The 24,985-nt window shown below is 61.1% G+C and carries 24 protein-coding genes and 2 pseudogenes; 11 read left to right on the top strand and 15 right to left on the bottom strand.

Features of this window, described 5'->3' with window-relative positions; genetic code table 11:
* The 5 genes from V8P77_RS24265 to V8P77_RS24245 all read right to left on the bottom strand — a co-directional run.
* The coding region (locus V8P77_RS24265; RefSeq protein ID WP_335914546.1) for an ABC transporter substrate-binding protein at positions 1-1,134 on the bottom strand (1,134 nt) is incomplete at its 3' end.
* 88 nt (positions 1,135-1,222) lie between these two features.
* The gene (locus tag V8P77_RS24260) at positions 1,223-2,743 is read right to left on the bottom strand and encodes an aldehyde dehydrogenase family protein (protein ID WP_132614936.1); all 1,521 of its coding nucleotides are present in this window, start codon (positions 2,741-2,743) and stop codon (positions 1,223-1,225) included.
* A complete protein-coding gene (locus tag V8P77_RS24255; RefSeq protein WP_131664183.1) occupies positions 2,743-3,522 on the bottom strand; it encodes an enoyl-CoA hydratase/isomerase family protein in 780 nt (259 codons plus the stop codon). The genes V8P77_RS24260 and V8P77_RS24255 overlap by 1 nt, the downstream gene beginning before the upstream one ends.
* Positions 3,515-5,128, bottom strand: a complete 1,614-nt coding sequence (locus tag V8P77_RS24250) for an acyl CoA:acetate/3-ketoacid CoA transferase (RefSeq protein WP_131664184.1) — start codon at positions 5,126-5,128, stop codon at positions 3,515-3,517. Before V8P77_RS24250 ends, V8P77_RS24255 begins: the two co-directional genes overlap by 8 nt.
* Before the next feature lie 9 nt (positions 5,129-5,137).
* Positions 5,138-6,184, bottom strand: coding sequence for a LacI family DNA-binding transcriptional regulator (locus tag V8P77_RS24245; RefSeq protein ID WP_131664185.1), 1,047 nt, complete (start codon positions 6,182-6,184; stop codon positions 5,138-5,140).
* 167 nt (positions 6,185-6,351) lie between these two features.
* On the opposite strand from V8P77_RS24245, the gene V8P77_RS24240 reads away from it, so the two are divergent.
* From V8P77_RS24240 to V8P77_RS24225, 4 genes and pseudogenes are all read left to right on the top strand, one after another.
* On the top strand, positions 6,352-6,543 hold the full coding sequence (locus V8P77_RS24240; protein ID WP_222283629.1) for a hypothetical protein: 192 nt from the start codon (positions 6,352-6,354) through the stop codon (positions 6,541-6,543).
* A 37-nt stretch (positions 6,544-6,580) separates the two neighbouring features.
* A pseudogene (locus tag V8P77_RS24235) lies at positions 6,581-6,983 on the top strand (Imm6 family immunity protein).
* 248 nt (positions 6,984-7,231) lie between these two features.
* A complete protein-coding gene (locus V8P77_RS24230) occupies positions 7,232-8,767 on the top strand; it encodes a sensor histidine kinase (RefSeq protein ID WP_335914545.1) in 1,536 nt (511 codons plus the stop codon).
* Positions 8,768-8,831: 64 nt separating this feature from the next.
* Entirely contained in the window at positions 8,832-9,449 is a 618-nt protein-coding gene (locus tag V8P77_RS24225) for a carboxymuconolactone decarboxylase family protein (RefSeq protein ID WP_025394157.1), read from the top strand.
* A 42-nt stretch (positions 9,450-9,491) separates the two neighbouring features.
* Here the strand turns inward: V8P77_RS24225 and V8P77_RS24220 are convergent, their stop codons facing one another.
* Entirely contained in the window at positions 9,492-10,466 is a 975-nt protein-coding gene (locus V8P77_RS24220) for an alpha/beta hydrolase (protein ID WP_206105888.1), read from the bottom strand.
* A 467-nt stretch (positions 10,467-10,933) separates the two neighbouring features.
* On the opposite strand from V8P77_RS24220, the gene V8P77_RS24215 reads away from it, so the two are divergent.
* Together V8P77_RS24215 and V8P77_RS24210 are read left to right on the top strand one after the other, a co-directional pair.
* Positions 10,934-11,524, top strand: a complete 591-nt coding sequence (locus V8P77_RS24215) for a nucleoside 2-deoxyribosyltransferase (protein WP_335914544.1) — start codon at positions 10,934-10,936, stop codon at positions 11,522-11,524.
* Between the two features lie 239 nt (positions 11,525-11,763).
* On the top strand, positions 11,764-12,765 hold the full coding sequence (locus V8P77_RS24210) for a ketopantoate reductase family protein (RefSeq protein ID WP_335914543.1): 1,002 nt from the start codon (positions 11,764-11,766) through the stop codon (positions 12,763-12,765).
* A 44-nt stretch (positions 12,766-12,809) separates the two neighbouring features.
* On the opposite strand, the gene V8P77_RS24205 is transcribed toward V8P77_RS24210, so the two are convergent.
* Positions 12,810-13,757, bottom strand: coding sequence for an alpha/beta fold hydrolase (locus V8P77_RS24205; RefSeq protein ID WP_168282603.1), 948 nt, complete (start codon positions 13,755-13,757; stop codon positions 12,810-12,812).
* A 195-nt stretch (positions 13,758-13,952) separates the two neighbouring features.
* Between V8P77_RS24205 and V8P77_RS24200 the strand changes: the two genes are divergently transcribed.
* Positions 13,953-14,264: a DUF1883 domain-containing protein gene (locus V8P77_RS24200; protein ID WP_017960044.1), complete on the top strand. Its 312-nt coding sequence runs from the start codon at positions 13,953-13,955 to the stop codon at positions 14,262-14,264.
* A 12-nt stretch (positions 14,265-14,276) separates the two neighbouring features.
* Here the strand turns inward: V8P77_RS24200 and V8P77_RS24195 are convergent, their stop codons facing one another.
* Positions 14,277-15,593 carry a replication-associated recombination protein A gene (locus V8P77_RS24195; RefSeq protein WP_335914542.1) on the bottom strand — a complete coding sequence of 439 codons (1,317 nt, stop codon included), beginning with the start codon at positions 15,591-15,593 and terminating at the stop codon, positions 14,277-14,279.
* Positions 15,590-16,993 (bottom strand): DegQ family serine endoprotease, encoded by a 1,404-nt coding sequence (locus V8P77_RS24190; protein WP_335914541.1) that lies wholly within the window; start codon positions 16,991-16,993, stop codon positions 15,590-15,592. Before V8P77_RS24190 ends, V8P77_RS24195 begins: the two co-directional genes overlap by 4 nt.
* 257 nt (positions 16,994-17,250) lie before the next feature.
* On the opposite strand from V8P77_RS24190, the gene V8P77_RS24185 reads away from it, so the two are divergent.
* On the top strand, positions 17,251-17,658 hold the full coding sequence (locus tag V8P77_RS24185) for a YkvA family protein (protein ID WP_335914540.1): 408 nt from the start codon (positions 17,251-17,253) through the stop codon (positions 17,656-17,658).
* On the top strand, positions 17,655-18,008 hold the full coding sequence (locus tag V8P77_RS24180; RefSeq protein ID WP_011651430.1) for a lysozyme inhibitor LprI family protein: 354 nt from the start codon (positions 17,655-17,657) through the stop codon (positions 18,006-18,008). Before V8P77_RS24185 ends, V8P77_RS24180 begins: the two co-directional genes overlap by 4 nt.
* A gap of 58 nt (positions 18,009-18,066) precedes the next feature.
* On the opposite strand, the gene ilvD is transcribed toward V8P77_RS24180, so the two are convergent.
* Positions 18,067-19,905: a dihydroxy-acid dehydratase gene (gene ilvD, locus V8P77_RS24175; protein WP_077976461.1), complete on the bottom strand. Its 1,839-nt coding sequence runs from the start codon at positions 19,903-19,905 to the stop codon at positions 18,067-18,069.
* Between the two features lie 333 nt (positions 19,906-20,238).
* On the opposite strand from ilvD, the gene msrP reads away from it, so the two are divergent.
* Entirely contained in the window at positions 20,239-21,186 is a 948-nt protein-coding gene (msrP, locus tag V8P77_RS24170; protein WP_077976460.1) for a protein-methionine-sulfoxide reductase catalytic subunit MsrP, read from the top strand.
* The gene (gene msrQ, locus V8P77_RS24165; RefSeq protein ID WP_335914539.1) at positions 21,186-21,842 is read left to right on the top strand and encodes a protein-methionine-sulfoxide reductase heme-binding subunit MsrQ; all 657 of its coding nucleotides are present in this window, start codon (positions 21,186-21,188) and stop codon (positions 21,840-21,842) included. The genes msrP and msrQ overlap by 1 nt, the downstream gene beginning before the upstream one ends.
* Positions 21,843-21,853: 11 nt before the next feature.
* On the opposite strand, the pseudogene V8P77_RS24160 reads toward msrQ, so the two are convergent.
* The 5 genes and pseudogenes from V8P77_RS24160 to rpsM all read right to left on the bottom strand — a co-directional run.
* Positions 21,854-22,178: pseudogene (locus tag V8P77_RS24160) on the bottom strand (DUF2809 domain-containing protein); the annotation flags it as partial.
* Between the two features lie 85 nt (positions 22,179-22,263).
* A complete protein-coding gene (gene rplQ, locus V8P77_RS24155; RefSeq protein ID WP_003558556.1) occupies positions 22,264-22,686 on the bottom strand; it encodes a 50S ribosomal protein L17 in 423 nt (140 codons plus the stop codon).
* A gap of 177 nt (positions 22,687-22,863) precedes the next feature.
* Complete coding sequence (locus tag V8P77_RS24150; protein WP_003547579.1) at positions 22,864-23,874, bottom strand: DNA-directed RNA polymerase subunit alpha; 1,011 nt, start codon at positions 23,872-23,874, stop codon at positions 22,864-22,866.
* Between the two features lie 97 nt (positions 23,875-23,971).
* Positions 23,972-24,361: a 30S ribosomal protein S11 gene (gene rpsK, locus V8P77_RS24145; protein WP_003547577.1), complete on the bottom strand. Its 390-nt coding sequence runs from the start codon at positions 24,359-24,361 to the stop codon at positions 23,972-23,974.
* A gap of 133 nt (positions 24,362-24,494) precedes the next feature.
* The gene (rpsM, locus tag V8P77_RS24140) at positions 24,495-24,863 is read right to left on the bottom strand and encodes a 30S ribosomal protein S13 (RefSeq protein ID WP_011651425.1); all 369 of its coding nucleotides are present in this window, start codon (positions 24,861-24,863) and stop codon (positions 24,495-24,497) included.
* Positions 24,864-24,985 lie beyond the last annotated feature (122 nt).

The following is a 24,985-nucleotide window of genomic DNA, read 5'->3' as shown; positions in this document are numbered from 1 at the left end:
TTGCGCCAGCGAGCCGAACAGCGTGCCGCCTTCATTCGCTGCCTTCAGGTCGGCGATGCCCTTCTTGCCGCAGGCGTCGAAGTCGGTATCGGGAACGTCGGTACGGGCCGGCACCGAACCCTTGACGACGTTGAAGGCCGACTGGAAGCTCTTCGACAGCGTTGCCGTCGCCAGTGCTGCCTGGGCCGCCTTGCGGTCGTCTGGAACGTTGAACATGCCGAACATGTCGGAGTTGTAGACCACGCTGCCGTCGGTGCCGGGGAAGCGGTAGCACAGGAAGTCGGTGTCCGGCGTCTTCTTGGCGGCGACGAATTCGCCCTTGGCCCAGTCGCCCATCACCTGCACCAGCGCGTCACCCTTGATGACCATGGCGGTTGCCAGGTTCCAGTCGCGGCCCGAGAAGTTCGGGTCGACATATTTGATGATCGTGGCGAGGTTATCGAACGACTTCTTCATCGTGTCGGACTTCAGCGATTCCTCGTCGAGGTCGTTGAAGGCCTTCTTGTAGAACTCCGGACCGCCGGTCGACAGCACGATGGAATCGAACATCGTCGCTTCCTGCCAGTTCTGGCCGCCAAGCGCCAGCGGGATGACGCCGGCAGCTTTCGCCTTGTCGAGCAGGGCGATCAGGTCGTCGAAGGTCTTCGGCTGGGTACCGCCGATCTTGTCCATCACAGCCTTGTTGATCCACAGCCAGTTGACCGAGTGGACGTTGACGGGGGCTGCAACCCACTTGCCGTCATAGACCGAGAACTTCTGCAGGGCCGCCGGCACCGACTTGTCCCAGCCTTCCTTCTTCGCCGTCTCCGTCAGGTCGCCCATGACCCCGGCCTCGGCATAATCGAGCACGGTATAACCCAGCATCTGCGAGGCTGTCGGATAGGTGCCGGCCGCAACCATCGCCTTCAGCGCCGTCATCGCCGCATCGCCGCCACCGCCGGCAACCGGCACGTCCTTCCAGGCAAACCCTTCCTTCGAAAGATCCTCCTTCAAGACGTTCAGTGCCGCCGCCTCCCCGCCAGACGTCCACCAGTGCAGCATCTGCACTTCCTTCACGTCGGCGGCGTGGGCGGACACGCTGGCGCCGGCCAGAGCCAATGCGATCACTGCAGTCGTAGTCAGAAACCTATTCATCGAAGAACCTCCCAGTTCCATCTTGGAAGATGCGGGACCTATTCCCGCACCAATCACCCGCCCTCCTCGGGCGTAGTTCGGCCGCCGGCTAAGCCGGCTTTTCCGTCTGCGGCATCCACCAGCTGGTGCGTTTGCCGATATGCATGTTAAGCGTCTTGGTCTCCGTGTAATCTTCAACCGCATGGCAGCCGAGCTCACGGCCGAGGCCGCTTTGCTTGTAACCGCCGAAGGGAAGTTCCGAAGCACCATCCATAAAGGTGTTCATCCAGACCGTCCCCGCCCGCACCGACCGGCCGATCGTCAGACACGTGTCGAAATCGCGGCTCCAGACACCGGCTGACAGGCCGTAGTCGATGGAATTCGCAATCCTGATCGCTTCGGCTGACGTCTCGAATGTCAGCACCGAAAGCACCGGGCCAAAGACTTCCTCGCGCGCCACGGCCATATCAGGGGTGACCTCTTCGAGGATCGTCGGCGACATGAACTGCCCCATGCCGAGATCGAGCGTCTCGCCGCCATGTGAGACGCGGGCACCGCTGCTCCTCGCGCCGGTGACGTATCCCGATATTTTCTCCAGATGCTCAGGCGTGATGATGGCGCCGACCTGCGTCGAGGGATCGAGCGGGTCGCCGACCTTCACCGCCTTCGACAGCTCGGCGATCCGCTTGACGACATCGGAAGCGATTGACTTGTGAAGGATCAACCGCGAGCCGGCGTTGCAGCACTCGCCGGCGTTGAAGTATGCGCCGAAGACCGCGGCATCGATGAAGGCATCGAGATCGGCATCCGGGAACACGATCTGCGGGTTCTTCCCACCCAGTTCCAGTGAGACCTTTTTCAGCGTCTGTGCGGCATTCGACATGGTCAGCTTTCCGACGCCGGTCGAGCCGGTGAAGGACACCATGTCGACGCCGGGATGCGACGTCATGACCGCGCCGACCTCGGGTCCCGTACCGGTGACAATGTTGACGACGCCATCCGGAATGCCTGCCTCCTGCAGGATCTCTCCCAGCACCAGCGTCGATCCTGAGGTAAGTTCGGAGGGCTTGACGACGGTCGTGCAACCAGCGGCCAAGGCGAATGGCAGCTTCTGGCCGACGATCAGGAACGGAAAGTTCCAAGGCGTGATGATCGACACTACGCCGATCGCTTCGCGCAAGACGACGCCGAGCGTGCCGTCGCCGAGCGTGTTGTAGCTTTCACCGTGAAGGTCGCGGCCAAGAGCCGCCGCATAGCGCCATATGTCAACGGAGCCTGCAATTTCTCCCCGCACCTGTGTGATCGGCTTTCCTGCCTCGATAGCATCGAGAAATGCCAGCTCCTCTGCGCGCGCTGCGATCAGATCGGCCGCCTTGAGCAGGATCGCGGAACGTTCGGCAGCGGTCATTCGGGGCCACGGCCCAAGATCGAAAGCCTTGCGTGCCGCGGAAATCGCACGCTCGGCGTCCCTCTTGCTGCCGGTCGGAAACCGGCTGACCACGACACCATGGCTTGGCGCGACTCGCTCGATCGGATCGGAGCTCCCTGCCTCCCATTTGCCGTCGATGAGCATCTTGAAATCACGCGCTTTGTGGTCGCTGAGCGCGGTGGGGTTGACGAGAACCGTCATTACCATTCTCCCTTGAACGTTGCCGGGCGCTTCTCGCTGAAAGATGCGACGCCCTCCTTCAGATCGCCGGTCTTCGCAGCGAGGATCGAGCCCAGGGCTTCGACCGCGGTTCCATTGTCTTCGCCGTTTGCAGATGCGATCATCAACTTCGCGATCTCCGTCGCAGCCGGCCCCCTTGCGGCAATCCGCCCAGCATATTCCCTGGCAGCAGTGAGCGCGTTTCCAGTGGGGACAACCGCGTCTACGATCCCGAGCAAGCGGGCCTCCTCGGCGGTGAATATCTCGCCGCCCAAGGCCATGCGCCGGACGGCCTGCGCCCCGAACCGGCGCACAAGACGCTGGGTCCCGGACCAACCCGGCACCATGCCAAGGCCGGTTTCCGGGAGACCGATCTTGATCTGTTCCTCGGCAAGGCGAATGTCGGCGACCCCTGCAAGTTCAAGCCCTCCCCCGAGGGCATGGCCATTCAGAGCCGCGATCAGCGGCATCCGGAGCGTCGCCAGTCTCTCGAAGATACGGTGGCCATGCCGAACCCAGAGATGACCGAACTCCTGAGGCGACATTCCGCCCCAGGCCTTGATATCGCCGCCAGCGGAAAAGCCCTTTCCTTCGCCCGTGAGAATGGCAGCGCGCACATTGGCGGTCGCCTCCACTTCGTCGGCCGCGTCTGCCAGCGCTTTCAGCATGTCGAGATCGAGCGCGTTCAGCTTCTCCGGACGAGAAATCGTCAGCGTCGCAACATGTCCATCGACGTCAATTCTGACTGTTCCGCTAGCCATGGAAGCTGCCCTCCAGCGTCCGTGCCTTTTTTTCTGGAAGCGACAGGCCGATGTTTGCCTCCGCGAAGAGTGCCGCGTCCATGACTTTCAGGTCGGGCGCCACGATCAGCGGAAACTCCGACTGATCGAGGATGTGGGATTGGAGATCGACGCCGGGCGCAATCTCGGTGAGGACGACGCCGTCGGGCGTCAGCTTCATCACGCACCGCTCGGTGACATAGGTGATGTCCTGCCCCTGCTCGATCGCGCGCCTGCCGCTGAAGGTGACGTGTTCGACCTCGTTCACGAGCTTTTTCAGCTTACCTTCCTTCTCGATCAGAAGGGCGCCATCGGCGATCGAGAGCTTCGCTCCGGCATTGAACATACCGGAGAAGACGATCTTCTTCGCGCGCGCCGTGATGTCGACGAAGCCTCCGGCGCCAGCCGTCACATGCGGCCGGAAGGAGAGCTTGGAGACATTGACCGAACCGTCTTTGCCGATCTCGAGGAAGGACAGCAGCGAGGCATCGAAGCCTGCGCCCTGGAAATAGGTGAACTGATAGGGAGACGGCATGTAGGCGTCGGCGTTGGAGGCACAGCCAAAGGCGAAGTCGAGCAGCGGCACGCCACCGACCGCGCCTTGCTCGATCACCCAGGTGACCGCGCCGTGAAGCCCCTCCTCCAGCAGAATTCGCGGCACGTTGGCCGATATGCCGAAGCCGAGATTGACGCAGCTTCCCGCTTGCAGTTCCTGCGCAACACGACGCGCGATGACTTTCTGAACATTGAACTCCGGAACGCTGAAACTATCGAGCGGGCGGAAGATCTCCCCGGAAATCGCCGGATCATATTGCGTCTGCGTCGTCTGCTTCTGTTCCGGATCGACGATCACATAATCGACCAGCATTCCAGGCACCCGAACGTCATGGGGCTTCAGCGAGCCTTCCTTGGTGATCCGCTTGACCTGCGCGATGACGATGCCGCCGTTGTTGCGCGCGGCCAGCGCCTGATCGAGGCCGCCGAGATAGGCGCCTTCATGTTCGTATGTCAGGTTGCCGCGCTCATCGGCGGTGGTGGCGCGGATGATGGCGACCTCAGGGGCGATCGAGGGAAAGAACAGCCAGTCGTCGCCCTCGAAGCTCACGCGCTTGACCACCGGATGTTCCGACGCCAGGCCGTTCATCGCGCAACCCTGCCGCTTGGGATCGACGAACGTATCGATACCGATCTTGGTCAGGACGCCCGGCCGCTTCGCTGCGGCTTCACGATGAATGTCGAAGAGGATACCCGAGGGAATGTTGTAGGCCGGGATTTCGTTATTGGTGATCATTTGCCAGATCAGCGGCGGCTCTGACGATGACGGACCGGACGGATAGGAACCACCGATGATGCGCTTGAGCAGGCCCTTCTTGGCGATATGGTCGACGCCCTTGATGCCGCTCATGTCGCCGGCAGCGATCGGATGGAGGGTCGTGAGATCACGAGGATGGCCGGTCGCATCGAAACGCTCGCCAATCGCCTTCAGCATGAGGTCCGGGCAACCGAGACCGCTCGAGGAAGACACCGTTACAACAGCGCCATCCGGGATCAGCGCGGCTGCTTCGGTCGGGGTGAGATGCTTCTTCATCGGCGTTACTCAGAGTCCTGTTTCGATTTTTACGCTCTTGCGGGCTCCGCAGCTCTCGCGGACAACCAGCCGAACGGCTGTTGTCACCGTCTCCGCCTCGGCCTTGCCCGCATTGATCTGCTTGAGAAGCAGCTGCGCGCCGCGGCGTCCAATGCCCTGCGGATCGACCGAGACCGTCGTAAGCGCAGGAACCGCCGCCTGAGCCTCGATGACGTCGTCGAAACCCACGACCGCGAAGTCGGAGCCGGGCTCCAGACGGCGCGCACGCAATCCGTCGCAAACACCGAAGGCTACGGCATCGTTGAAGCAGACGGCTGCCGTGGCTTTGTCGGCAAGAACGAGTGCTTTTCCGATCGCCTCTCCCCCGCCGGCTCGCGAAGGCGCCGACGAGATGACAAGTTCTTGGTGATAGTCGAGCCCGCCTGCCTCCATGCCGCTTCGGTAACCGGCAAGGCGGTCGTCGAAGACAGCGGTGTCGGGAAAACCACCGAGAAAAGCGATGCGCTTGTGACCGAGATCCGCCAGGTGCTTGACCGCGGACATCATGCCCGCCTGGTTGTCGGAGACGACGGACGAAACTTTGGCGCCAGGCAGGTTTCGCACGACGACCACCACAGGGATCCCCGCGGCGACAAGCGGCTTGAAGTCTGCGGCATCGGTGGCGCGCGCCGGCGACACGATGAGCCCTGAAATGCCATGTTCCCGCATCGATGCGACAACCTCGCGCTGCCTGTCAATGCTCTCACTGGTGTTCGACAGGAACTGCACGAACCCGGCCGATTGAACGACCATATCGACGCCGACCGCCAGTTCCGCAAAGAAGCTGTTCGTCAGGTCGTTCACGACGACCCCGATGATCCTCGATTTGGCACTGGCCTGCCGAAGATTGGCTGCGCCGCGATTGTAGACGTAGCCCAGCTCGCGCATCACCGCATTGACCTTGGCACGCGTCCCCTCATTGACCAGGGAGGAGCCCTGAAGCACCAGCGAAACCGTCGATTTCGAGACGCCTGCGGCCTTCGCAATGTCAATGACGGTTACCCGCGCCTTTGTCACATCTTCCTCCCGGCGCCAACGATCGACCGATCGCCTTAGATATTTGGAACGTTCCAATTCTGTCAAGTAAAATTTATAACATGCCGTTATTCGTAGGAGCATATTCGGCAAATTTCCGCCTCCTCGACTACCGGAATCTCATCCTAAAAATTGGAACGATCTAAAATATGACCATGACTGAGAGGCATATGTCGATATTTTTCGACCTGCAAAATCGTGCGTGGAGCACAACCGCCCGATGCGTTGGCAGCAAAAATGTGGAAGATTCAGGCTCGCCCGGTATTTCCATCGAAGCGATCAATGCGGCGCAATCGGCGGACCTTCCGGCAAAAGCAGGAAGGGCTTCTATTCTGTGTTAATAGACGTTGCGACAAGCCCAGTGGAGACCATGGAGACATGAAATTGCGCACCGAGCTGACCGTTCTGCCGCCACGAACAGGCGCGGCGCTTGGCAGCCATCGCCGCGTCTTTGGTCGCACAAATCGAGCGCACCGAACCTCATGCGCCCGAAGCCGAAGCCGCCTTGGCGGCAATCCGCAATTGGGGTGATGGCGGACGCCTGACGGGCCGATACTTCTCCGATCTTATCTACAGCGACGATGAGCGCGGGACGCTCCGTCGGCTCTCAGAGGCGGTCGGCAAGCCCAGCGAAGACGGCTGGAACGCGCTGACGACGGCAATCATGTATGTTGCCTGGCTTGTTTACCAGGAGACCGGTGAGCCCATGCCGAGTGACGTCAACGAGGTCGGAGAGGACAGCCTTGACCTTCTGGATGAGCAACTCGCCAAACTCGGCTAAATCGAGCGCGCGATCCCCTCTCGGAGCACATCGGCTTTTCCACGAATTCGTTGACATGGTAGGAGAGGCTCCCACGCCTCTCGATGCAAGCTTGAACACCCTGGAACGCTGGTTCGCCCATCTCAAAACGACAGGAGGATCTCCAGGCTTCCGTCGAGCAATTCCCACCGATAGACATTAGCGAAACTTTATCGTTTCTGACGAATGCTATGGATACGTGCAACGCGCCAGATCTGAAGCAGGGCCGGATGATGTCACACTCGTTTGAATCCATTCTGGAGAGCCTGCCTCAGGGTATCGTTCTGCTTGATCCTGCCGGTACGGTGACGGCTTTCAATTCGCGCACGCTTGATATTCTCGGCCTTCCGCAAGGCGCCATTCGCAAAGGCATGAATATCGACGGATTGCCGGGCACCGCCGATTGCCGTGCAGTGGCATCCCGGCGGACGACGATCGGGGGGCCGCCCACGTCTCAATTTGCCCTTTCCGACGGAGGGATGGTCGCATTGACCTGCGCGCCGTCGAAGGATGGAGGCTGGATCCTCAGCTACGAAGACATCTCGACCCTCATTCGCGTCGAAGACAGCCTGACCGAACAACATCGCCGGTTCGACGCAGCCCTCAGCAACATGCCACATGGGCTGTGCATGTTCGATTCAACAAAGAACCTGATACTGTGCAACGCATCCTACGCGCGGATGTACAATCTGCCGGACCTGCTGACGCAACCGGGAACACCACTTGTGGATATCCTGGCCTATCGCAGCCGGGAGGGAAATGGCCCGGCCGATACCACGACCTATTTTGATGTGGTCTTCGAAGCGACAGCCCGCGGTGCGCCGGCCAGCCAGAACATTGTCCTGGCCGATGGGCGCGTTATCAAGATCACCCATAATCCGATGCAAAGCGGTGGATACGTGGCCACCCATGAGGATGTCACCAAGACCGTCCGGCTGGCGGAAGAGCTGCGCCGGCATCACGATCAGCTCGAAGCGACGGTGCGGAGCCGCACGGCAGAAGTCGAGCGGCAGGCGCGGGAACTCGAGCGCATGCTGGCGCAGGAGCGCAACATCAACGAATTGCAACGGCAGTTCGTAGCGATGGCATCCCATGAATTCAGGACCCCGCTTGCAATCATCGACGCTGCTGCCCAGCGGCTGCTGCGAAAAAGGGGGGCGGTCGAGCCCCCATTTCTCAGCGACAAGGTCGATCAAATCCGCGCATCGGTGACCCGGATTGTCGATCTTATGGAGAGCATCCTGTCTGCCGGACGCCTTGATACCGGCAAGATCGATATCAACTACGATTCCTGCGCCTTGAGATCATTGATAAAAACCTGTTGCGAGCGGCAATCGACGATCGCAAAGTCGCACAGCTTTGTGTTGGATATCGATGGGCTGCCGGAGTTCATCGATGCCGATCCCCGGACTTTGGGACAGGTCTTTACCAACCTGCTTTCCAATGCCGTCAAATACGCGCCTGGAACCTCCGAAATTCGCGTCACCGCATGGGCAGAGACGGGAAACGTCAAAGTTTCGATCAGCGATGATGGCGTGGGGATCGATGCCGAAGACGTGCCCCGGCTGTTCCAGCGCTATTTTCGTGCCCGGACTTCGACCGGCATTGCCGGAACCGGTATCGGCCTCAATCTGGTGAAGCAGATCATCGAACTGCACAACGGCTCGATAGAGGTTCGAAGCGCAAGAGGATGCGGATCGACATTCACCGTAACTCTTCCGATCAAGAGAAGTGGTAACGCTTCCGCGACCAATGACGCTGCCTGACGTTTCAGGATTGCTGTCCTGCTTATCTACCCTATCCTTCTCACGGATAGAGGAGGATCATGCCATGGCTTTCATTCACACCCCCAACGCATCCGCCAGCGAGAAGACGACGTCGATGTATGCGTCGGCCGAGGCGAATTATGGTTATCTGCCGAACATGTATCGGGCCTTCGGCCATCGGCCGGAGGTGATGGAGAGCTGGGCGGCGCTGCTTTCGAGCATTCGCGGTCATATGAGCTTGCGGCGCTACGAACTGGTGACGCTGGCGGCAGCCAAGGAGCTCAAATCCTCCTATTGCATGCTGGCGCACGGCTCGGTGCTGCTGCGCGAGGGTTTCACCAGCGACGGGCTGACGGCTGTTGTCAACGAGACGGAGAAGGCGCCGATCGATGCCGGCGAACGCGCGATCATGGCTTTTGCCGCCAAGGTGGCGCGCGATGCGACGTCGGTGACCCAGCAGGATATAGACGGGCTAAAAAAGCACGGCTTGAGCGACGCCGATGTCTTCGACGTCACGGCTGCGGCAGCGGCCCGGTGTTTCTTCTCGAAAATGCTGGATGCGCTGGGTGCTGCACCCGACCACGCCTATATGGAGCGGCTGGAGCCGAATGTGCGAAAGGCGCTCAGCGTCGGCCGGGAAGTCGAGCGGCCTCTGGCGCCGTCACCGTCTCGCTCGCAATGATGCGATGACGGAGGTGCCAGGGGACGCCTGGTCCTGCCGCCCCTACTCCTGCGGTTTGTCCGCAAAATGCCGGATCGCAAATTCGGCGATATTCTGGCTCGACCGATCGGCATCGTCGAGCAGAGAGGGAAACAGCTGCCATTGATGGGGCATGCCCGGCCAGACCTCGGTGGTGACATCCACCCCCGCCTGGCGCGCCTTGTCGGCGAGCCGCAGCGTGTCGTCCAGCAGGACTTCGCCGGCGCCGACCTGCAGCAGCAGCGGCGGAAAACCAGTCATGTCGGCATAGAGCGGCGACGCCTGGGGATCGGTCGGAGATCGGCTGCCGAGATAGGTCTTGCGCAAGCTCTCGATTGACATCTTGCTGACCAGCGGATCGCTTTTGGCATTTGATGTCATCGAGTCGCCCGTCGCGGCAAGATCGGTGATGGGGCTGAGCGCAATCACCGCCGCCGGCAGCGGTTTCGCCGCCCGCATCTGCCGCAGCACCGTCTCGATCGCAATATTGCCGCCGGCGCCGTCTCCCGCCACGATGACATTCTCGCTCCGGTAGCCATTGTCGAGAAGCCAGCGATAGGCCGTCAGCGCGTCGTTGATCTGCGCGGGATAGCCATATTCGGGCATCAGCCGATAATCGATGAGAAAAACGTCGCTGGATGCGGCCTTGGCGAGCGAGCCGGCAAGCAGGCTATGTGTGCGAATGGAGCCGCTGGAAAAGCCGCCGCCATGAATATAGAGGATCACCCTTTGGCCGATCGGGTGATGAAGACGGGCAGGCCACATCAGCTCGGCGTCGACGCCGTCGGCATCGACCTGCCGCACCTGGATGCGCGTCGGCCCCGGCGTCGTCTCCATCAGCGTCCTGAAGGCCGTCCGCCGCTGCTGCAGGCTATCGGCGCCGGTAAAGTGATCTTTCCATAGGCCGACAAGTTTTTCGACCTGTTCGCGCGAGGCCGGGCTTTGCGGCCCAATGTCCCGCCCGACCGCCGTCGAGGCGAGCAGCATCAGCGCAGCCAAAGCGGGGAACAGACATTTGAGCCGCTTTGGGGCTCTTCGAATACCAGCTGGCAAAATCCGACCGTTCATCAACCTCTCCCGACGATGCTGGCCAAGGCGGCATCTTTGGCCGGTTCGTCCACCGGAGTCAAAAGGGTGACAGGCGCGAACCCCAAGCTTTTTCATTCCACGAACATCCCGCACCCGTCCGGGCCTGGGTGCGGTCGATGGCCGCCTTGAGGGCCGCCCATATCAGGCGGCTGCTCGATGACGGAGATAGGGCGGATCCTCTGGACGTCCCTCCGCTGTGCCTGGAATGAAAGTCGGCAGCAGCCCGTTCACTGGGGGGTCGTCAGACTGCGCTTTAAAAATTCAACAATGTCAGCCTGCACGGCTTGCCATTTGCCGCGCTTCCGTCGGAAATGGACGACGTGCCTGGCTGCCCCCTACCCCCGGCGCCTCGTCTTGCTTGTGAGTGAAGGATACCGATGACCACCATTTATCTTGCCGGCCCGGAAGTCTTTCTTCCGGATGCCATGCCCATCATGGCCGAGAAACGCCGATTGGCGCGCCAGGTCGGCTTCGAGCCGACCGGTCCCGGCAGCGACGAAAACCAGACGCCGGTGAAGCGGACGGCCGCAGAGATCTATGCACGCAACGACGACGCCATGCGTCGAGCCGAGATCTGCCTTGCCAACATCACTCCTTTTCGAGGCGTCAGCGCCGACCCGGGTACGGTCTACGAGATCGGCTTCATGATTGCACTGGGAAAAGCGGTCTTTGCCTATACCAATCACCCCGACGACTATGGTCTGCGTGTTCGCTCTATCTGGTATGCGGGGCTCGATATCGATGAGACGAGCGGGCGCCCACGCGGACCGGATGGCATTGCGATCGAAAATCACGGGATGGCCGACAACCTGATGGTCGACGGAGGGGTCGAAGCGACAGGAGGCAAGGTGTTTCGTGCGGCCGCACTCCCGGCGGATCCTGCCCGCGACCTGGCGGTTTATTTTGAAGCGCTTGAGACGATCGCCGGCATGCGTGCAGATGGCAGTCAGCTTGACGGATCGCGCTGACGGCGCCGATTTCTTCCCTGTCAACGCTTCTCGCTGATATCAGAGAGCTTGGTCCGCCAGCATGTTGGCGAGCGAGAAGAGGACCGGCCGTTCGGCAGCGATAATCGAAGAGCAGCATGCGAGCGTCGAAAAGGCTCGCCGCCTGGCGCCCCTCTCGCCTTGCTTGCGGCAAATTAGCATTCGCCTTACGCCTTTCATGGCCTAGATCTAGGTTCGATCACCACCATGAAGAGGCGAGCATGTCCATCAAGTCCATCTGCATCTATGGCGCTGGGGCGCTCGGCGGCGCTATCGCCGCCAAGCTTGCACGCCAGGCCGGAAACGACGCCACCATCTCCGTCGTCGCGCGCGGGGCACATCTCGACGCCATTCGCGGCAACGGTATCAGCCTGCGCGAAGCCGATGCAGAAAGGCCGCTCAATGTCCGCCTAACCGCGACTGACGATCCCAGGACATTGCCGCCGCAGGATCTCGTCATCACCGGCCTCAAGGGGCATCAGCTGGCACCCGCTGCCGAAGGCATCGCAAGCCTCCTCAAGGAGGGCACCCGCGTTCTGATGATTCTCAACGGCATCCCGTGGTGGTATTTTCACCGCGATACCCAGAGCCGGCATGCCGAGCTGCAGTTCGATGAGCTCGATCCCGGCGGCAGGCTCTGGCGGCTGATCGGGCCGGAGCGCGTCATCGGCTGCGTCGCTTATCAAGGTGCCGAGGTGATCAACCCCGGCGAGATCCAGCTTTCCCACAACGGCCGCTTCGTGCTCGGCGAGCCTTCCGGCGACATCTCGCCCGATCTCGAGGCGATCGCCGCGGTGCTGACCGGCGCCGGCCTCAGCATTACGACGACAGCTGATATCCGCGGCGAGATCTGGAGCAAGCTGATGGGCAACGCCGCCTTCAACCCGATCAGCGCTTTGACCAGGGCGCTGATGACCGACATCATGGCGGATCCCGCCCTTTCGTCGACGGTCGGCAAGGTGATGAGTGAGGTCCGCGCCGTCGGCGAGGCCTTGGGTGCGCGGTTCAGCATGACCGTCGAGCAGCGGTTGGAACAATCGCGCCATATCGGCGGCGTGCGCACATCGATGCTGCAGGATCTGATCGGCGGCAAAGCGCTCGAAATCACGCCGCTGGTCGGCATGGTGGTGGCGCTCGGACGCCTGAGCGCCGTGCCGACGCCGGTTTCGGAAACGATCCTGGCGCTGGTGACCCAGCTTGATCGGGAAAACCAGCGGGGCTGATTGCAGAGGAAAGAGGCGGCCGGGGAAAACCCGGCCGTCTTTGCTTACTTTCCGACCTGCTCGGCCCAGTTCGGCGCCTTACCGCCGCCATCGAGGAAGGTCATCGCCATATTCGCCATGAGGGGCGAGGCGAAGGTCTCGTAGTGGGTAAGATCGGGCAGGATCGCCAACCGGTTCTTCGACATGTTTTCCCGCATCCACCCCGCATCGCGCAGACCGCCGCCGAGCTTGTGGTAGAAGTCGATCATATGCTCGGGCCGGATCATGTCGGCATCACCATAGATCAGCATAACCGGCATGGTGAGCTTAGCGACGGCATCGCTATAGTCGATGGGTTCGCGCATCAGTGCGCCCATGGCGTCGAGCAGCTTCGGAAATTCCGAAACGTCAGGCGCCACCGCCTTGTAGGAAAGGAACATCGGCGTGTCCTTCATCATGTCGGCCATACCGGCGCCGACGGCCGCCTGCTGCGGCAGCATTTCCGGGAAGAAGCCGTTCTGCGCATAGGGTGCCGAGAGGATCACCAGCCGGCGCACCTGGTCGGGCGCGTTCGCCGCCATGTTCAACGCCACCCCGCCGCCGAAGGAATAGCCGAAGACGTCGAGCTTATCGTAACCGAGCTGCTTCACCAGGATTGCGAGATCGGCGCCGATGGCCGGAAGCTCGATCGGCCGCTTGCCGAGCGGGGTGCGGCCATGGCCCTGCAGATCGACGGCGATTACCTGCCGGTGGTCGGTAAAAACAGGCATGACCGGCGCGAACATCTCGATCTGCCCGAGGCCGCCGTGAAGGAGCAGCAGCGGCTCGCCCTCGCCGCGGATCTCGTAATAATAATCGATGCCGTTGACCGGCAGACTTCCCTTCCTGACAATCGGCGCTGCAGCCTTCTTCTCCTCTATAACAGGCGTGCCGTTGTCGGCGCCTGATATACCGGGCGCTGCCAGGAATGCGGCAGCCGTTGCGATCATCGAAATCAGCGTCATCTTCGACATGTCCTTGCTCCCATGTTTGCATCGATACCGCAAGGACGGCGGTGCTCATGTCTTTCCGACACCGCGCCTCGAATTTCTCGCACCGGCCTTTATGCCGTTCCTATATTTTCGTGCCCCGCTTCGAATGGACCAACTTTTCTTTAACCGGCGTTCTGGTAAAATACTGTCGCAGAGACTTCAGACGCCACGAGACCGATGCCGAAACCGAATTTCCGCTTCACCCATTACGATCTTAGGGAACAACGCACCGGAACGATCATCGAGGTGTCGTTGAATGCGGTGAACAATGTCCGCCTGATGACGGCCCCGAATTTCCAGCGGTTCACCGAGGTTCTCGATTTCAAATATATCGGCGGCGTGGCACGCAAATCGCCGATCAAGATCGCCGTTCCGGAAAGCGGTCACTGGCATGTCATCGTCGATATGGAAGGTCATCACGGGCTGGCGGAATCTTCCGTCAAGGTGATCGCCGCGCCGGCAAATCAGAAGACGCCGCGCGCCTCCTGAGGTTCGCCCGGTTCAGCGCGGATTGCGCTCCTTGCGAAGTTTTGCCCACCATTCCAGCCGCTTGCGGATATCGCGCTCGAAGCCGCGCTCCGGCGGATCGTAGAAGATCTGGCGGCCCATCTTCTCCGGGAAATAATCCTGGCCGGAAAAGGCATCCGGCTCGTCGTGGTCATAGCGGTAGCCCTCGCCGTAACCCTCGCCCTTCATCAGCTTGGTCGGCGCATTGAGGATATGCTTCGGCGGCAGCAACGAGCCGTTCTGCTTTGCCGCCTGGCTTGCCGCCTTGAAGGCGGTGTAGACAGCATTCGATTTCGGGGCGGTGGCGAGATAGACACAGGCCTGGGCCAGCGCCAGTTCGCCTTCCGGCGAGCCGAGATACTCATAGGCATCCTTGGCGGCATTGCAGATCACCAGCGCCTGCGGATCGGCAAGACCGATATCCTCCACCGCCATGCGCACCAGCCGCCGGCCGAGATAGAGCGGATCCTCGCCGGCATCGAACATGCGGGCGAGATAATAGAGCGCGGCATCGGGATCCGAGCCGCGCACGGATTTATGCAGCGCCGAGATCAGATTATAGTGGCCATCCTGCGCCTTGTCGTAGACCGGGGCACGGCGCTGGACGATTCGCGTCAGGCCTTCGGTATCGAAGCTCTCGCCTTCGCGCGCTGCGCGCCAGACTTCTTCGGCAAGCGTCAGCACCGCGCGGCCATCGCCATCGGCCATGCGGATCAGGCTGGCGCGGGCATCCTCCGTCAGCGGCAGCGGCTTCTGCTCGATCGCCTCGGCACGCTTCAACAGTTCCTCGAGGCTCTCCTCGCCATGCGACTTGAAGGTGAGCACACGGGCACGCGACAGCAGAGCGGCGTTGAGCTCGAAGGAAGGGTTCTCGGTGGTGGCGCCGACGAGGATGACGGTTCCATCCTCCATGACCGGCAGGAAACTGTCCTGCTGGGCGCGGTTGAAACGGTGGATCTCATCGACGAAGAGCAGCGTCTGACGGCCGTCCATACGCCGCAAACGGGCTGTCTCGAACACCTTCTTCAGATCGGCGACGCCGGAGAAGATCGCCGATATCTGCTCGAAGGCCAGTCCCGCCTCGCCCGAGAGCAGCCGTGCCACCGTCGTCTTGCCGGTGCCGGGCGGACCCCAGAAGATCATCGAGCCAAGCGAGCCGCTTTCGATCATCCTTTTCAGCACGCCATCCTCCCCGGTCAGATGTTCCTGACCGGTGACATCGGCAAGCGTCTTCGGCCGCAGCCGGTCGGCAAGCGGCCGCCTGGCAGCGACCTCCTCCGGAACGCGCGGCGCGAAGAGATCGTTGCTCATCGGAAAAATTGCCGGATGCGCTGGCCGTCGCGCTCGATCTCGACCCGCCAGAAGCCGGGGTCGCTATCGGCGATCTCGGACAGTTCGCTGGTCGACTTCACATCGGTGCCGTTGATCGAGACGATGATATCCTTCGGTTCGAAACCGAGACGGGCAGCAGGCGAATCCTCCTTTACCTCGGATACGACGACGCCCGACGATTCCGGCGGCATGCGCAGCTCGTCGGCGACACGCGGCGACAGGTTCTCGACGACGGCGCCGGTAAACGGCGTGTGTCCGCCGATGGTGCGCTGGTCGCGCGGCGAGGTTTCCGGGGCGCGGGCGAGCGTCAACGGCAGTTGCTCCTCGCGGCCCTTCTCGATGACGGTGAGCTTGACCGAATTGCCGAGACCGGCTGTGGTCAGCCGGTAGAGCAGCGCGTCGGGATGCTCGACGGAAATCCCGTCAACGGCGGTGACGATCTCGCCGGCCTTCAGCCCGGCCTTGGCCGCCGGCCCACCTTCCGAAACCTTGACGACGAGCGCGCCGCGGGCCTTGTTCAGCCCCAGCGCCTCAGCCACTTCCGAGGTCACCGCATCGAAGCTTGCGCCGACATAGGGCCGCTCGAAGGATTTGACGCCGGCATCGGCAGACGCGAGGAAGACCTTGACCAGATTGGCAGGGATGGCGAAACCGATGCCGTTCGAGCCGCCGCCGCGCGAGAAGATCGCGGTGTTGATGCCGATCAGTTCGCCCTTCATGTTCATCAGGGCGCCGCCGGAATTGCCGGGATTGATCGAGGCATCGGTCTGGATGAAGAAGCCGAATTCGTTCCTGATCACCTGGTTGCGGGCAAGCGCTGAGACGATGCCGCTCGTCACCGTCTGGCCGACACCGAAGGGATTACCGATCGCCAGCACGAGATCGCCGACCTCGACTGAATCGGAATTGCCGATCGGCAGCGCCGGAAAGCTTGCCGTGGTGTCGATCTTCAGCACGGCAAGATCGACGCGATCATCGCGCAGCACCACTTTGCAGGGGAACTCGCGGCCGTCCGAGAGGGCAATCTTGATGTCATCGGCGCCCTCGATGACGTGATTGTTGGTGACGACAGTGCCGTTCGCCTCGACGATGACGCCGGAGCCGAGCGAAGACTGCTTCTCCGAACGGTTCGGCATCTGCTGGCCGAAAAACTGCTCGAAGAAAGGATCGCCGGCAAAGGGCGACTGCCGCCGGATAGTCTTTTCCGCATAGACATTGACGACGGCGCCCGACGTCTGTTTGACGAGCGGCGCGAAGGAGAGCTGCATCTGCATCTGGCTCTCGGGTATGGCCTTTGCCGTCTGCGCATGGGCAGCAAGCGGCAGAACGAGCATGAGAGCAAATAGCGAGACGGAGGCGCGCTTGAACAGGCCTTGCATGGGTATCCCTTTTGAATCCTCTTGAGCAACGTTTTAGAGCATGATGCCGAAAAGTGTGAGCGGTTTTCGGACGGCATCATGCTCTAACTATTTAATAGCGAACAGGATTCAGATTTTAGGCCGAACCGGCCCAAAATCATCCTGTTCTGCGGCCCGACGCTAGAAAGGAAAGAGGGCGGAAGCATGGAAGAACAAGGCGAGAGGGCGTCTTGGAAACCGGTTGAAGTCATTGTGAATTTGATTCAGGAAGATTGGCCATGCAACTGATATCAAAAGCCAAAAACTGGGCGAAGTCACTGAAGCGTGACATCGTGGCCCTATGGCTTGCCGCCCGCGATCCCCGCGTACCGTGGCATGCCAAAGCGGTGGCCGGCGCCGTTGCCGCCTACGCGCTGTCGCCCATCGATCTCATCCCCGATTTCATCCCCATCCTCGGCTATCTCGACGATCTCTTCATCGTGCCGCTCGGTATCATGCTGGCGATCCGGCTCGTGCCAGTAGAGGTGATGAACGAGCTTCGTATGGAGGCGACAAGGCGCACCGAGCGTCCCTCCGGCCGGGTCGGACTGATCTTCATCCTTGCCGTCTGGCTCATCTGCATCATCTTCCTGGCTCTGGCACTGCGGAAGCTAACCTGGCCGGCAGCAATGGGAACATATGAATGATCACGACAAGAACGACGACAGCGGCCCTCGGCTTTGCGATCCTGCTCATTGGATCGAACCTGGCACAGGCAGCAAGCTTCGATTGCGATGCGAAAGAATTGAAGGCGGATGAAAAAGCGATCTGCGACAACCGCGCCCTCAACGACGCCGATGTGAAGATGGTGACGACTTTCGAGCTGCTCTCCGGCCTGCTGGCGATGGGTTCGCGCGGAACATTGCAGGACGAACAGACGGCCTGGCTGAAGAAACGGCAGGAATGCGGGGCAGATGCAACTTGCATCAAGGCTGCCTATGACGAGCGGCTGAAGCAACTCGGCGAGTCTTATAAAAACATCAACCGGCCGCTTTGAAAGCGACCGGTCGGTAGAGCACCTGACTTCTAATTAGTAGGTCGTCGGTTCAGATGAGTCAGCGGGCGTTCAGATCGCGCACGGCACCGCGGTCCGCACTCGTTGCGAAGGCGGCGTAGGCCTTTAGCGCGGTCGTGACGTTGCGCTTGCGTACTTCTGTGGGATACCAGCCCTTGGCGTCCTGTTCGGCGCGGCGGGCGGCGAGTTCGGTCTCGCTGACACGCAGGCTGATCGTGCGGTTGGGGATGTCGATATCGATCATGTCACCTTCGCGCACCAGGCCGATCGTGCCGCCATTTGCCGCCTCCGGCGAAGCGTGGCCGATCGAGAGGCCGGAAGTGCCGCCGGAGAAGCGGCCGTCGGTGATCAGCGCGCAGGCCTTGCCGAGACCCTTCGACTTCAGATAGCTCGTCGGATAGAGCATTTCCTGCATGCCTGGGCCGCCCTTCGGACCTTCGTAGCGGATGACGACGACGTCGCCGGCCTTCACCTCGTTGGCAAGGATCGCCTTGACCGACGAATCCTGGCTTTCGAAAACGCGGGCGGGGCCGGAGAACTTCAGGATCGATTCATCGACGCCGGCGGTCTTGACGATGCAGCCGTCGATCGCAAGGTTGCCCTTGAGCACGGCAAGGCCACCATCCTTGGAGAAGGGATGCTCGACCGAGCGAATGACGCCGTTCTCGCGGTCGGTGTCGAGATCGTCCCAACGGGATTCCTGGCTGAAGGCGACTTGGGTCGGGATGCCGCCGGGAGCGGCACGATAGAAGTTCCGGACAGTTTCGCTGTTGGTGCGGGTGATATCCCAGCGGTCGATCGCATCACCCAGCGTCTCGGCATGCACAGTCGGGCAATCGCGGTTCAAGAGACCGCCCTTGTCGAGTTCGCCGAGGATCGACATGATGCCGCCGGCGCGGTGGACGTCTTCCATGTGAACATCGCTCTTGGCGGGGGCGACCTTCGACAGGCACGGCACCCGGCGCGACAGTGCATCGATATCGGCCATGGTGAAATCGATCTCGCCTTCATGGGCGGCGGCAAGAATGTGCAGGACCGTATTGGTGGAACCGCCCATGGCGATATCGAGCGTCATAGCATTCTCGAAGGCCTGCTTGGAAGCAATGGTGCGCGGCAGCGCCTTGACGTCATCCTGCTCGTAATAACGGCGGGCGAGATCGACAATAAGATGACCGGCCTCGACGAAGAGGCGCTTGCGGTCGAGATGGGTGGCAAGCGTCGAGCCGTTGCCGGGCAGCGACAGGCCGAGGGCTTCTGTCAGGCAATTCATCGAATTGGCAGTGAACATGCCGGAGCAGGAACCACAGGTCGGACAGGCCGAGCGTTCTATGGTCTGGACGTCCTCGTCGCTGATCTTGTCATCGGCAGCGGCAACCATAGCATCGACGAGGTCGAGTGCATGCGTCTTGCCGTGCATCACGACCTTGCCGGCTTCCATCGGACCGCCCGAGACGAAGACGGTCGGGATATTGAGGCGTAGCGACGCCATCAGCATGCCGGGAGTGATCTTGTCGCAGTTGGAGATGCAGACCATGGCGTCGGCGCAATGGGCATTGACCATGTATTCGACGCTGTCGGCGATGAGCTCACGCGAGGGCAGCGAATAAAGCATGCCGTCATGGCCCATGGCGATACCGTCATCGACGGCGATCGTGTTGAACTCCTTGGCAACACCGCCGGCCGCCTCGATCTCGCGGGCAACGAGCTGGCCAAGGTCTTTCAGGTGCACATGGCCGGGCACGAACTGGGTGAAGGAATTCACCACAGCGATGATCGGCTTGCCGAAATCCGAATCCTTCATGCCCGTCGCGCGCCAAAGGCCGCGGGCGCCCGCCATGTTACGGCCATGGGTCGTGGTTCTGGAACGGTAAACTGGCATCAGTGTCTTCCTCAACGTGTCGGAATTATCAGGCGAAGCCGGGCGGCATGGAGCCTGCAGGCCGGGCAAACGCTGCTTTTTGAATTGTCCTAATCCAATCGACGGGGGCTGTCACTACCGGGAAGCCCAAATCCGGTACGCCGGGGAGAAGCGCCATGAGGCGCATCGATCATATACGGTTCGACGCGACGTTTTGTTACAGCCTATTCCATCACGACCGAACACAAAAAATTGGCTTCACGTCTGTAATATTCAAGGCTTAGACACTAATCCGAACATGCGGGCGGGTCATTTAAAGACTATATTGTAGAAATCCGCCCAGGAGATTTCGACATGCCAACCTATCGCCCAACGAAGATCGCCTCATCAGAGATCACGCCGCGCCAGATCTATCTGCGGCGTCGTGAATTCCTCGGCGCGGCAGCGCTTGGCGCCATGGGGCTCTACAGCGCCGGCAAGGCGAGTGCTGCGGCCCTCTCCGCCGTTGAGAGCAAGTACAAGGTCGACGAGAAGGCGACGCCGATCAAGGACGTCACGACCTACAATAATTTCTATGAATTCGGCCTCGACAAGGGCGATCCCGCCGCTCTTTCCGGCGATTTCAAGCCGCTGCCCTGGACGGTTAAGGTGGACGGCATGGTCAACAAGCCGGGCACCTTCGACCTCGAGGCGCTGATCAAGGAATTCCCGATCGAGGAGCGCACCTACCGGATGCGCTGCGTCGAGGCCTGGTCGATGGTCATCCCCTGGGACGGCTTTCCGCTGGCGTCGCTGCTCGACAAGGTGGAGCCGCTCGGTAGCGCCAAATACGTCGCCTTCGAAACTGTGGTGCGACCAGACGAGATGCCTGGGCAGAAGGGTTTCTTCCAGTCACTCGACTGGCCCTATGTCGAGGGTCTGCGCCTGGATGAGGCACGCCATCCGCTGACGCTGCTGGCCGTCGGGCTCTATGGCGAAACCCTGCCGAACCAGAACGGCGCGCCGATCCGCCTGGTCGTGCCGTGGAAATACGGCTTCAAGGGCATCAAGTCGATCGTCAGGATCACGCTCACCGACCAGCAGCCGAAGAATACATGGCAGGTCACCAATCCGCAGGAGTATGGCTTCTACGCCAATGTCAACCCTGAGGTCGACCACCCGCGCTGGAGCCAGGCCAGCGAACGGCGCATCGGCGAGAGCGGCTTCTTCGGCGCGAGCCGCCATCCCACCCTGCCCTTCAACGGCTATGCCGACGAAGTCGCAAGCCTTTATGCCGGCATGGACCTGAAGGCGAATTTCTGATGGCGGAACTGTCGCTCGCCCTCCCGAAGCGCTGGCAGCCCGCCTCCGTCTGGCTGCTTTATGTCGTCGGGCTCGTGCCTGCGGCGTGGACTTTCTATCTCGGCGCGACCGATCAGCTCGGCGCCGACCCTGTCAAGACTTTCGAGCTCTTCCTCGGCATCTGGACGATCCGTTTCCTGATCGCAACGCTTGCCGTTTCCCCTGCCCGCGACCTTTTCGGCTGGAACTATCTGCGTTACCGCCGCGCGCTTGGCCTGCTGACCTTCTATTACGCGCTGATGCATTTCACCGTCTACATGGTGCTCGACCAGGCGATGGATATTGCCGCCGTCATCAACGACGTGCTGAAGCGCCCCTTCATCATGTTCGGCATGGCCGGACTTGCGATGCTCATTCCGCTGGCGCTGACATCCAACAATTTCTCGATCCGCCGGCTCGGCAAGAACTGGATCTGGCTGCATCGCCTCGTCTACATCATCGCCGCGTGCGGGGCGCTGCACTTCGCGCTCTCGACCAAGATCCTCGACCTGGAGCAATACGTCTATGTCGGGCTGATCATCGCGCTCATCCTCTATCGCTCCTACCGGCCGATCGCACGCAACAAGCAGAAGGGCAAAGGGCGGACCCGCAATCGCGCAGTGGCGTCGGCCTCGTGAGACGGCAGGCTTACCGCAGTCCGGCGTGCCGGATCAAAGGCGCAGGCCGCGGCCATGCCGATTGCATAAGCCAGCAGGTTCCAAAGCGAAAAGATCCGGCCAAGCAGCAGGGCGCCTGCCCGTGGTCAGCCGAAACGCGTCGAGCCGTGACCTTGCGGCTATGAGCGCCACGAGCAGATAAACCCATCGCTCCCCAGAGTGCCACCACATGACGACGATGAAAGGCAGATCGGCCGCATAGCCAAACCTGCGGAGCGCCAGCCCGAGAACGATGACAAGAAACAGGGCGGCGAGACGAAGGAACTGCGGGGAGCGAGCCTGAATGATTTTGCGCAATGGAGCCGGTCCCGTCACCATATCAGAAACAAAAACAGCCGGGCTTTGTGAGCCCGGCTGTTTTGTTTCCGCCGGAGCGGAAGATTTAAGCGGCGACGGCCTGCTCTTCAGCAGCGACGCGGGCCTTGTCGGCAGCACCCTTGGCATAGGCATCGCGGTCAACGAATTCGATCACGGCCATGGCGGCATTGTCGCCCTGGCGGAAGCCGGCCTTCATGATGCGCAGGTAGCCGCCGTTGCGGGTGGCGTAGCGCGTTGCGATCGTGTCGAACAGCTTCGAAACGACGGCAGCATCGCGGATCTGCGAGATCGCCTGACGGCGAGCGTGCAGGTCGCCGCGCTTGCCGAGCGTTACGAGCTTCTCGACGATCGGGCGGATTTCCTTGGCCTTCGGCAGGGTCGTGACGATCTGCTCGTGGGTAATCAGCGAAGCCGCCATGTTGGCGAACATCGCCTTGCGGTGGCTTGCAGTTCTATTCAGCTTGCGGCCGGCTTTACCATGGCGCATTGCTATTCTCCTTTAATGCAGGTGCCCTTACGCTAAATGGGCCTGCCGTTTCCTGGCACATGCAGGCGATCGGCCTGCTGTTTGACGGGGAAAGGCAGCCGAAAGAGCCTGCCTTTTGTTATGTTCTTGCGATCGGCGTGCGAGCGGAAAACCGCTTTACACTTTTCCTCACGCCGCTCAGTACTGGTCTTCGTAACGCTTGGCGAGATCTTCGATGTTCTCGGGCGGCCATGCCGGCACTTCCATGCCGAGGTGCAGGCCCATGGAAGCGAGAACTTCCTTGATTTCGTTCAGCGACTTGCGACCAAAATTCGGCGTGCGGAGCATTTCTGCTTCGGTCTTCTGAATGAGGTCGCCGATGTAGACGATGTTGTCGTTCTTCAGGCAGTTTGCCGAACGGACCGACAGTTCGAGTTCGTCCACCTTCTTCAGGAGAGCCGGGTTGAAAGCGAGTTCGGTGACTGCTTCCTCTTCGGTTTCCTTCTGCGGCTCGTCGAAGTTGACGAAGACGCCAAGCTGATCCTGGAGGATGCGCGCCGCAAAAGCGACGGCGTCTTCGCCGGTGATCGAGCCATCGGTTTCGATGGTCATGTTCAGCTTGTCGTAGTCGAGAACCTGTCCTTCGCGGGTATTTTCAACCTTGTAGGACACCTTCTTGACCGGCGAATAGAGGCTGTCGACCGGGATGAGACCGATCGGAGCATCTTCCGCACGATTGCGTTCGGCCGGAACGTAACCCTTGCCGTTATTGACGGTGAACTCCATGCGGATCTCGGCGCCCTCGTCGAGCGTGCAGATGACATGCTCGGGGTTGAGGATTTCGATATCGCCGACCGTCTGAATGTCGCCAGCCGTGACAACACCCGGGCCCTGCTTACGCACGACCATGCGTTTTGCATCATCGCCATCCATCTTGATGGCGATTTCCTTGATGTTGAGCACGATGTCCGTGACGTCTTCGCGGACGCCCGGAATCGAGGAGAATTCATGCAGCACGCCATCGATCTGCACCGCCGTGACGGCAGCACCGCGCAGCGAGGAGAGCAGAACGCGGCGAAGCGCGTTGCCGAGGGTGAGGCCGAAGCCGCGCTCCAGCGGTTCGGCAACAAGCGTCGCCCTGGTGCGCGAGCTCGAGGAGAACTCCACCTTGTTCGGCTTGATCAGTTCCTGCCAGTTCTTCTGAATCATGAGTTTGCCTTCCGTTCGTTGCCACCATCCAATCGTGGCAACCGAGCTTGAAAACCACCGGGAGCGCACAGGCGCTCACCGGTGACGAGAGCGATGATCAGACGCGGCGCTTCTTGCGCGGACGGCAGCCATTGTGCGGGATCGGGGTCACGTCGCGGATGGACGTGATCATGAAACCTGCAGCCTGAAGCGCGCGCAGAGCCGATTCACGACCCGAACCCGGACCGCAGACTTCGACTTCCAGCGACTTCATGCCGTGCTCCTGGGCCTTCTTGGCGCAGTCTTCGGCAGCGATCTGGGCAGCGAACGGGGTCGACTTGCGCGAGCCCTTGAAGCCCTTGGCGCCAGCCGACGACCAAGCGATCGCATTGCCCTGCGCATCGGTGATGGTGATCATCGTGTTGTTGAAGGTCGAGTTGACGTGAGCGACACCCGACGAGATGTTCTTGCGCTCGCGACGGCGAACGCGGACGGCTTCCTTAGCCATGGTATTCCTTTCGTTGATCTCTTCACCGCCGTAATGCCAGCGGCTACACCGGAACGGCGCCTATATGGTCCCGCTCCAAACTCAAAAGAGGCCGGCGCAGACCGCCAGCCTCCCCACCCCGGTTTCCCGGAAATTACTTCTTCTTGCCAGCGATTGCCTTTGCCGGGCCCTTGCGGGTGCGGGCATTGGTATGCGTGCGCTGACCGCGGACCGGAAGGCCGCGGCGATGACGCAGGCCGCGGTAGCAGCCGAGGTCCATCAGGCGCTTGATGTTCATCGCGGTATCGCGACGAAGATCGCCTTCGACCTGATAGTCACGGTCGATGGCTTCGCGGATCTGAAGGACTTCTGCGTCCGTCAGCTGATGCACACGACGTTCGGCCGGGATACCGACCTTTGCGACGATTTCCTGTGCGAATTTCGGACCGATCCCGTGAATGTAGGTCAGCGCGATAACAACGCGCTTCGCAGTCGGGATGTTGACGCCAGCGATACGTGCCACGCCTGTTCTCCTTGCATTCCAGTTGCCATCCGGCAAGTGGGCTTCGTTATGCGGCTCTTGAGAACCGCCCGTTCAGATTTACGTCCGTAACATGTCAAAACGACCGCACCCGGACTTCCCTG

Source organism: Rhizobium aouanii (genome assembly GCF_037002925.1).
In the GTDB taxonomy this organism is placed as follows: Bacteria; Pseudomonadota; Alphaproteobacteria; order Rhizobiales; family Rhizobiaceae; genus Rhizobium; species Rhizobium aouanii.
Note: the sequence above shows the minus strand (reverse complement) of the source record. Positions and strands in the feature narration are given on the sequence as shown.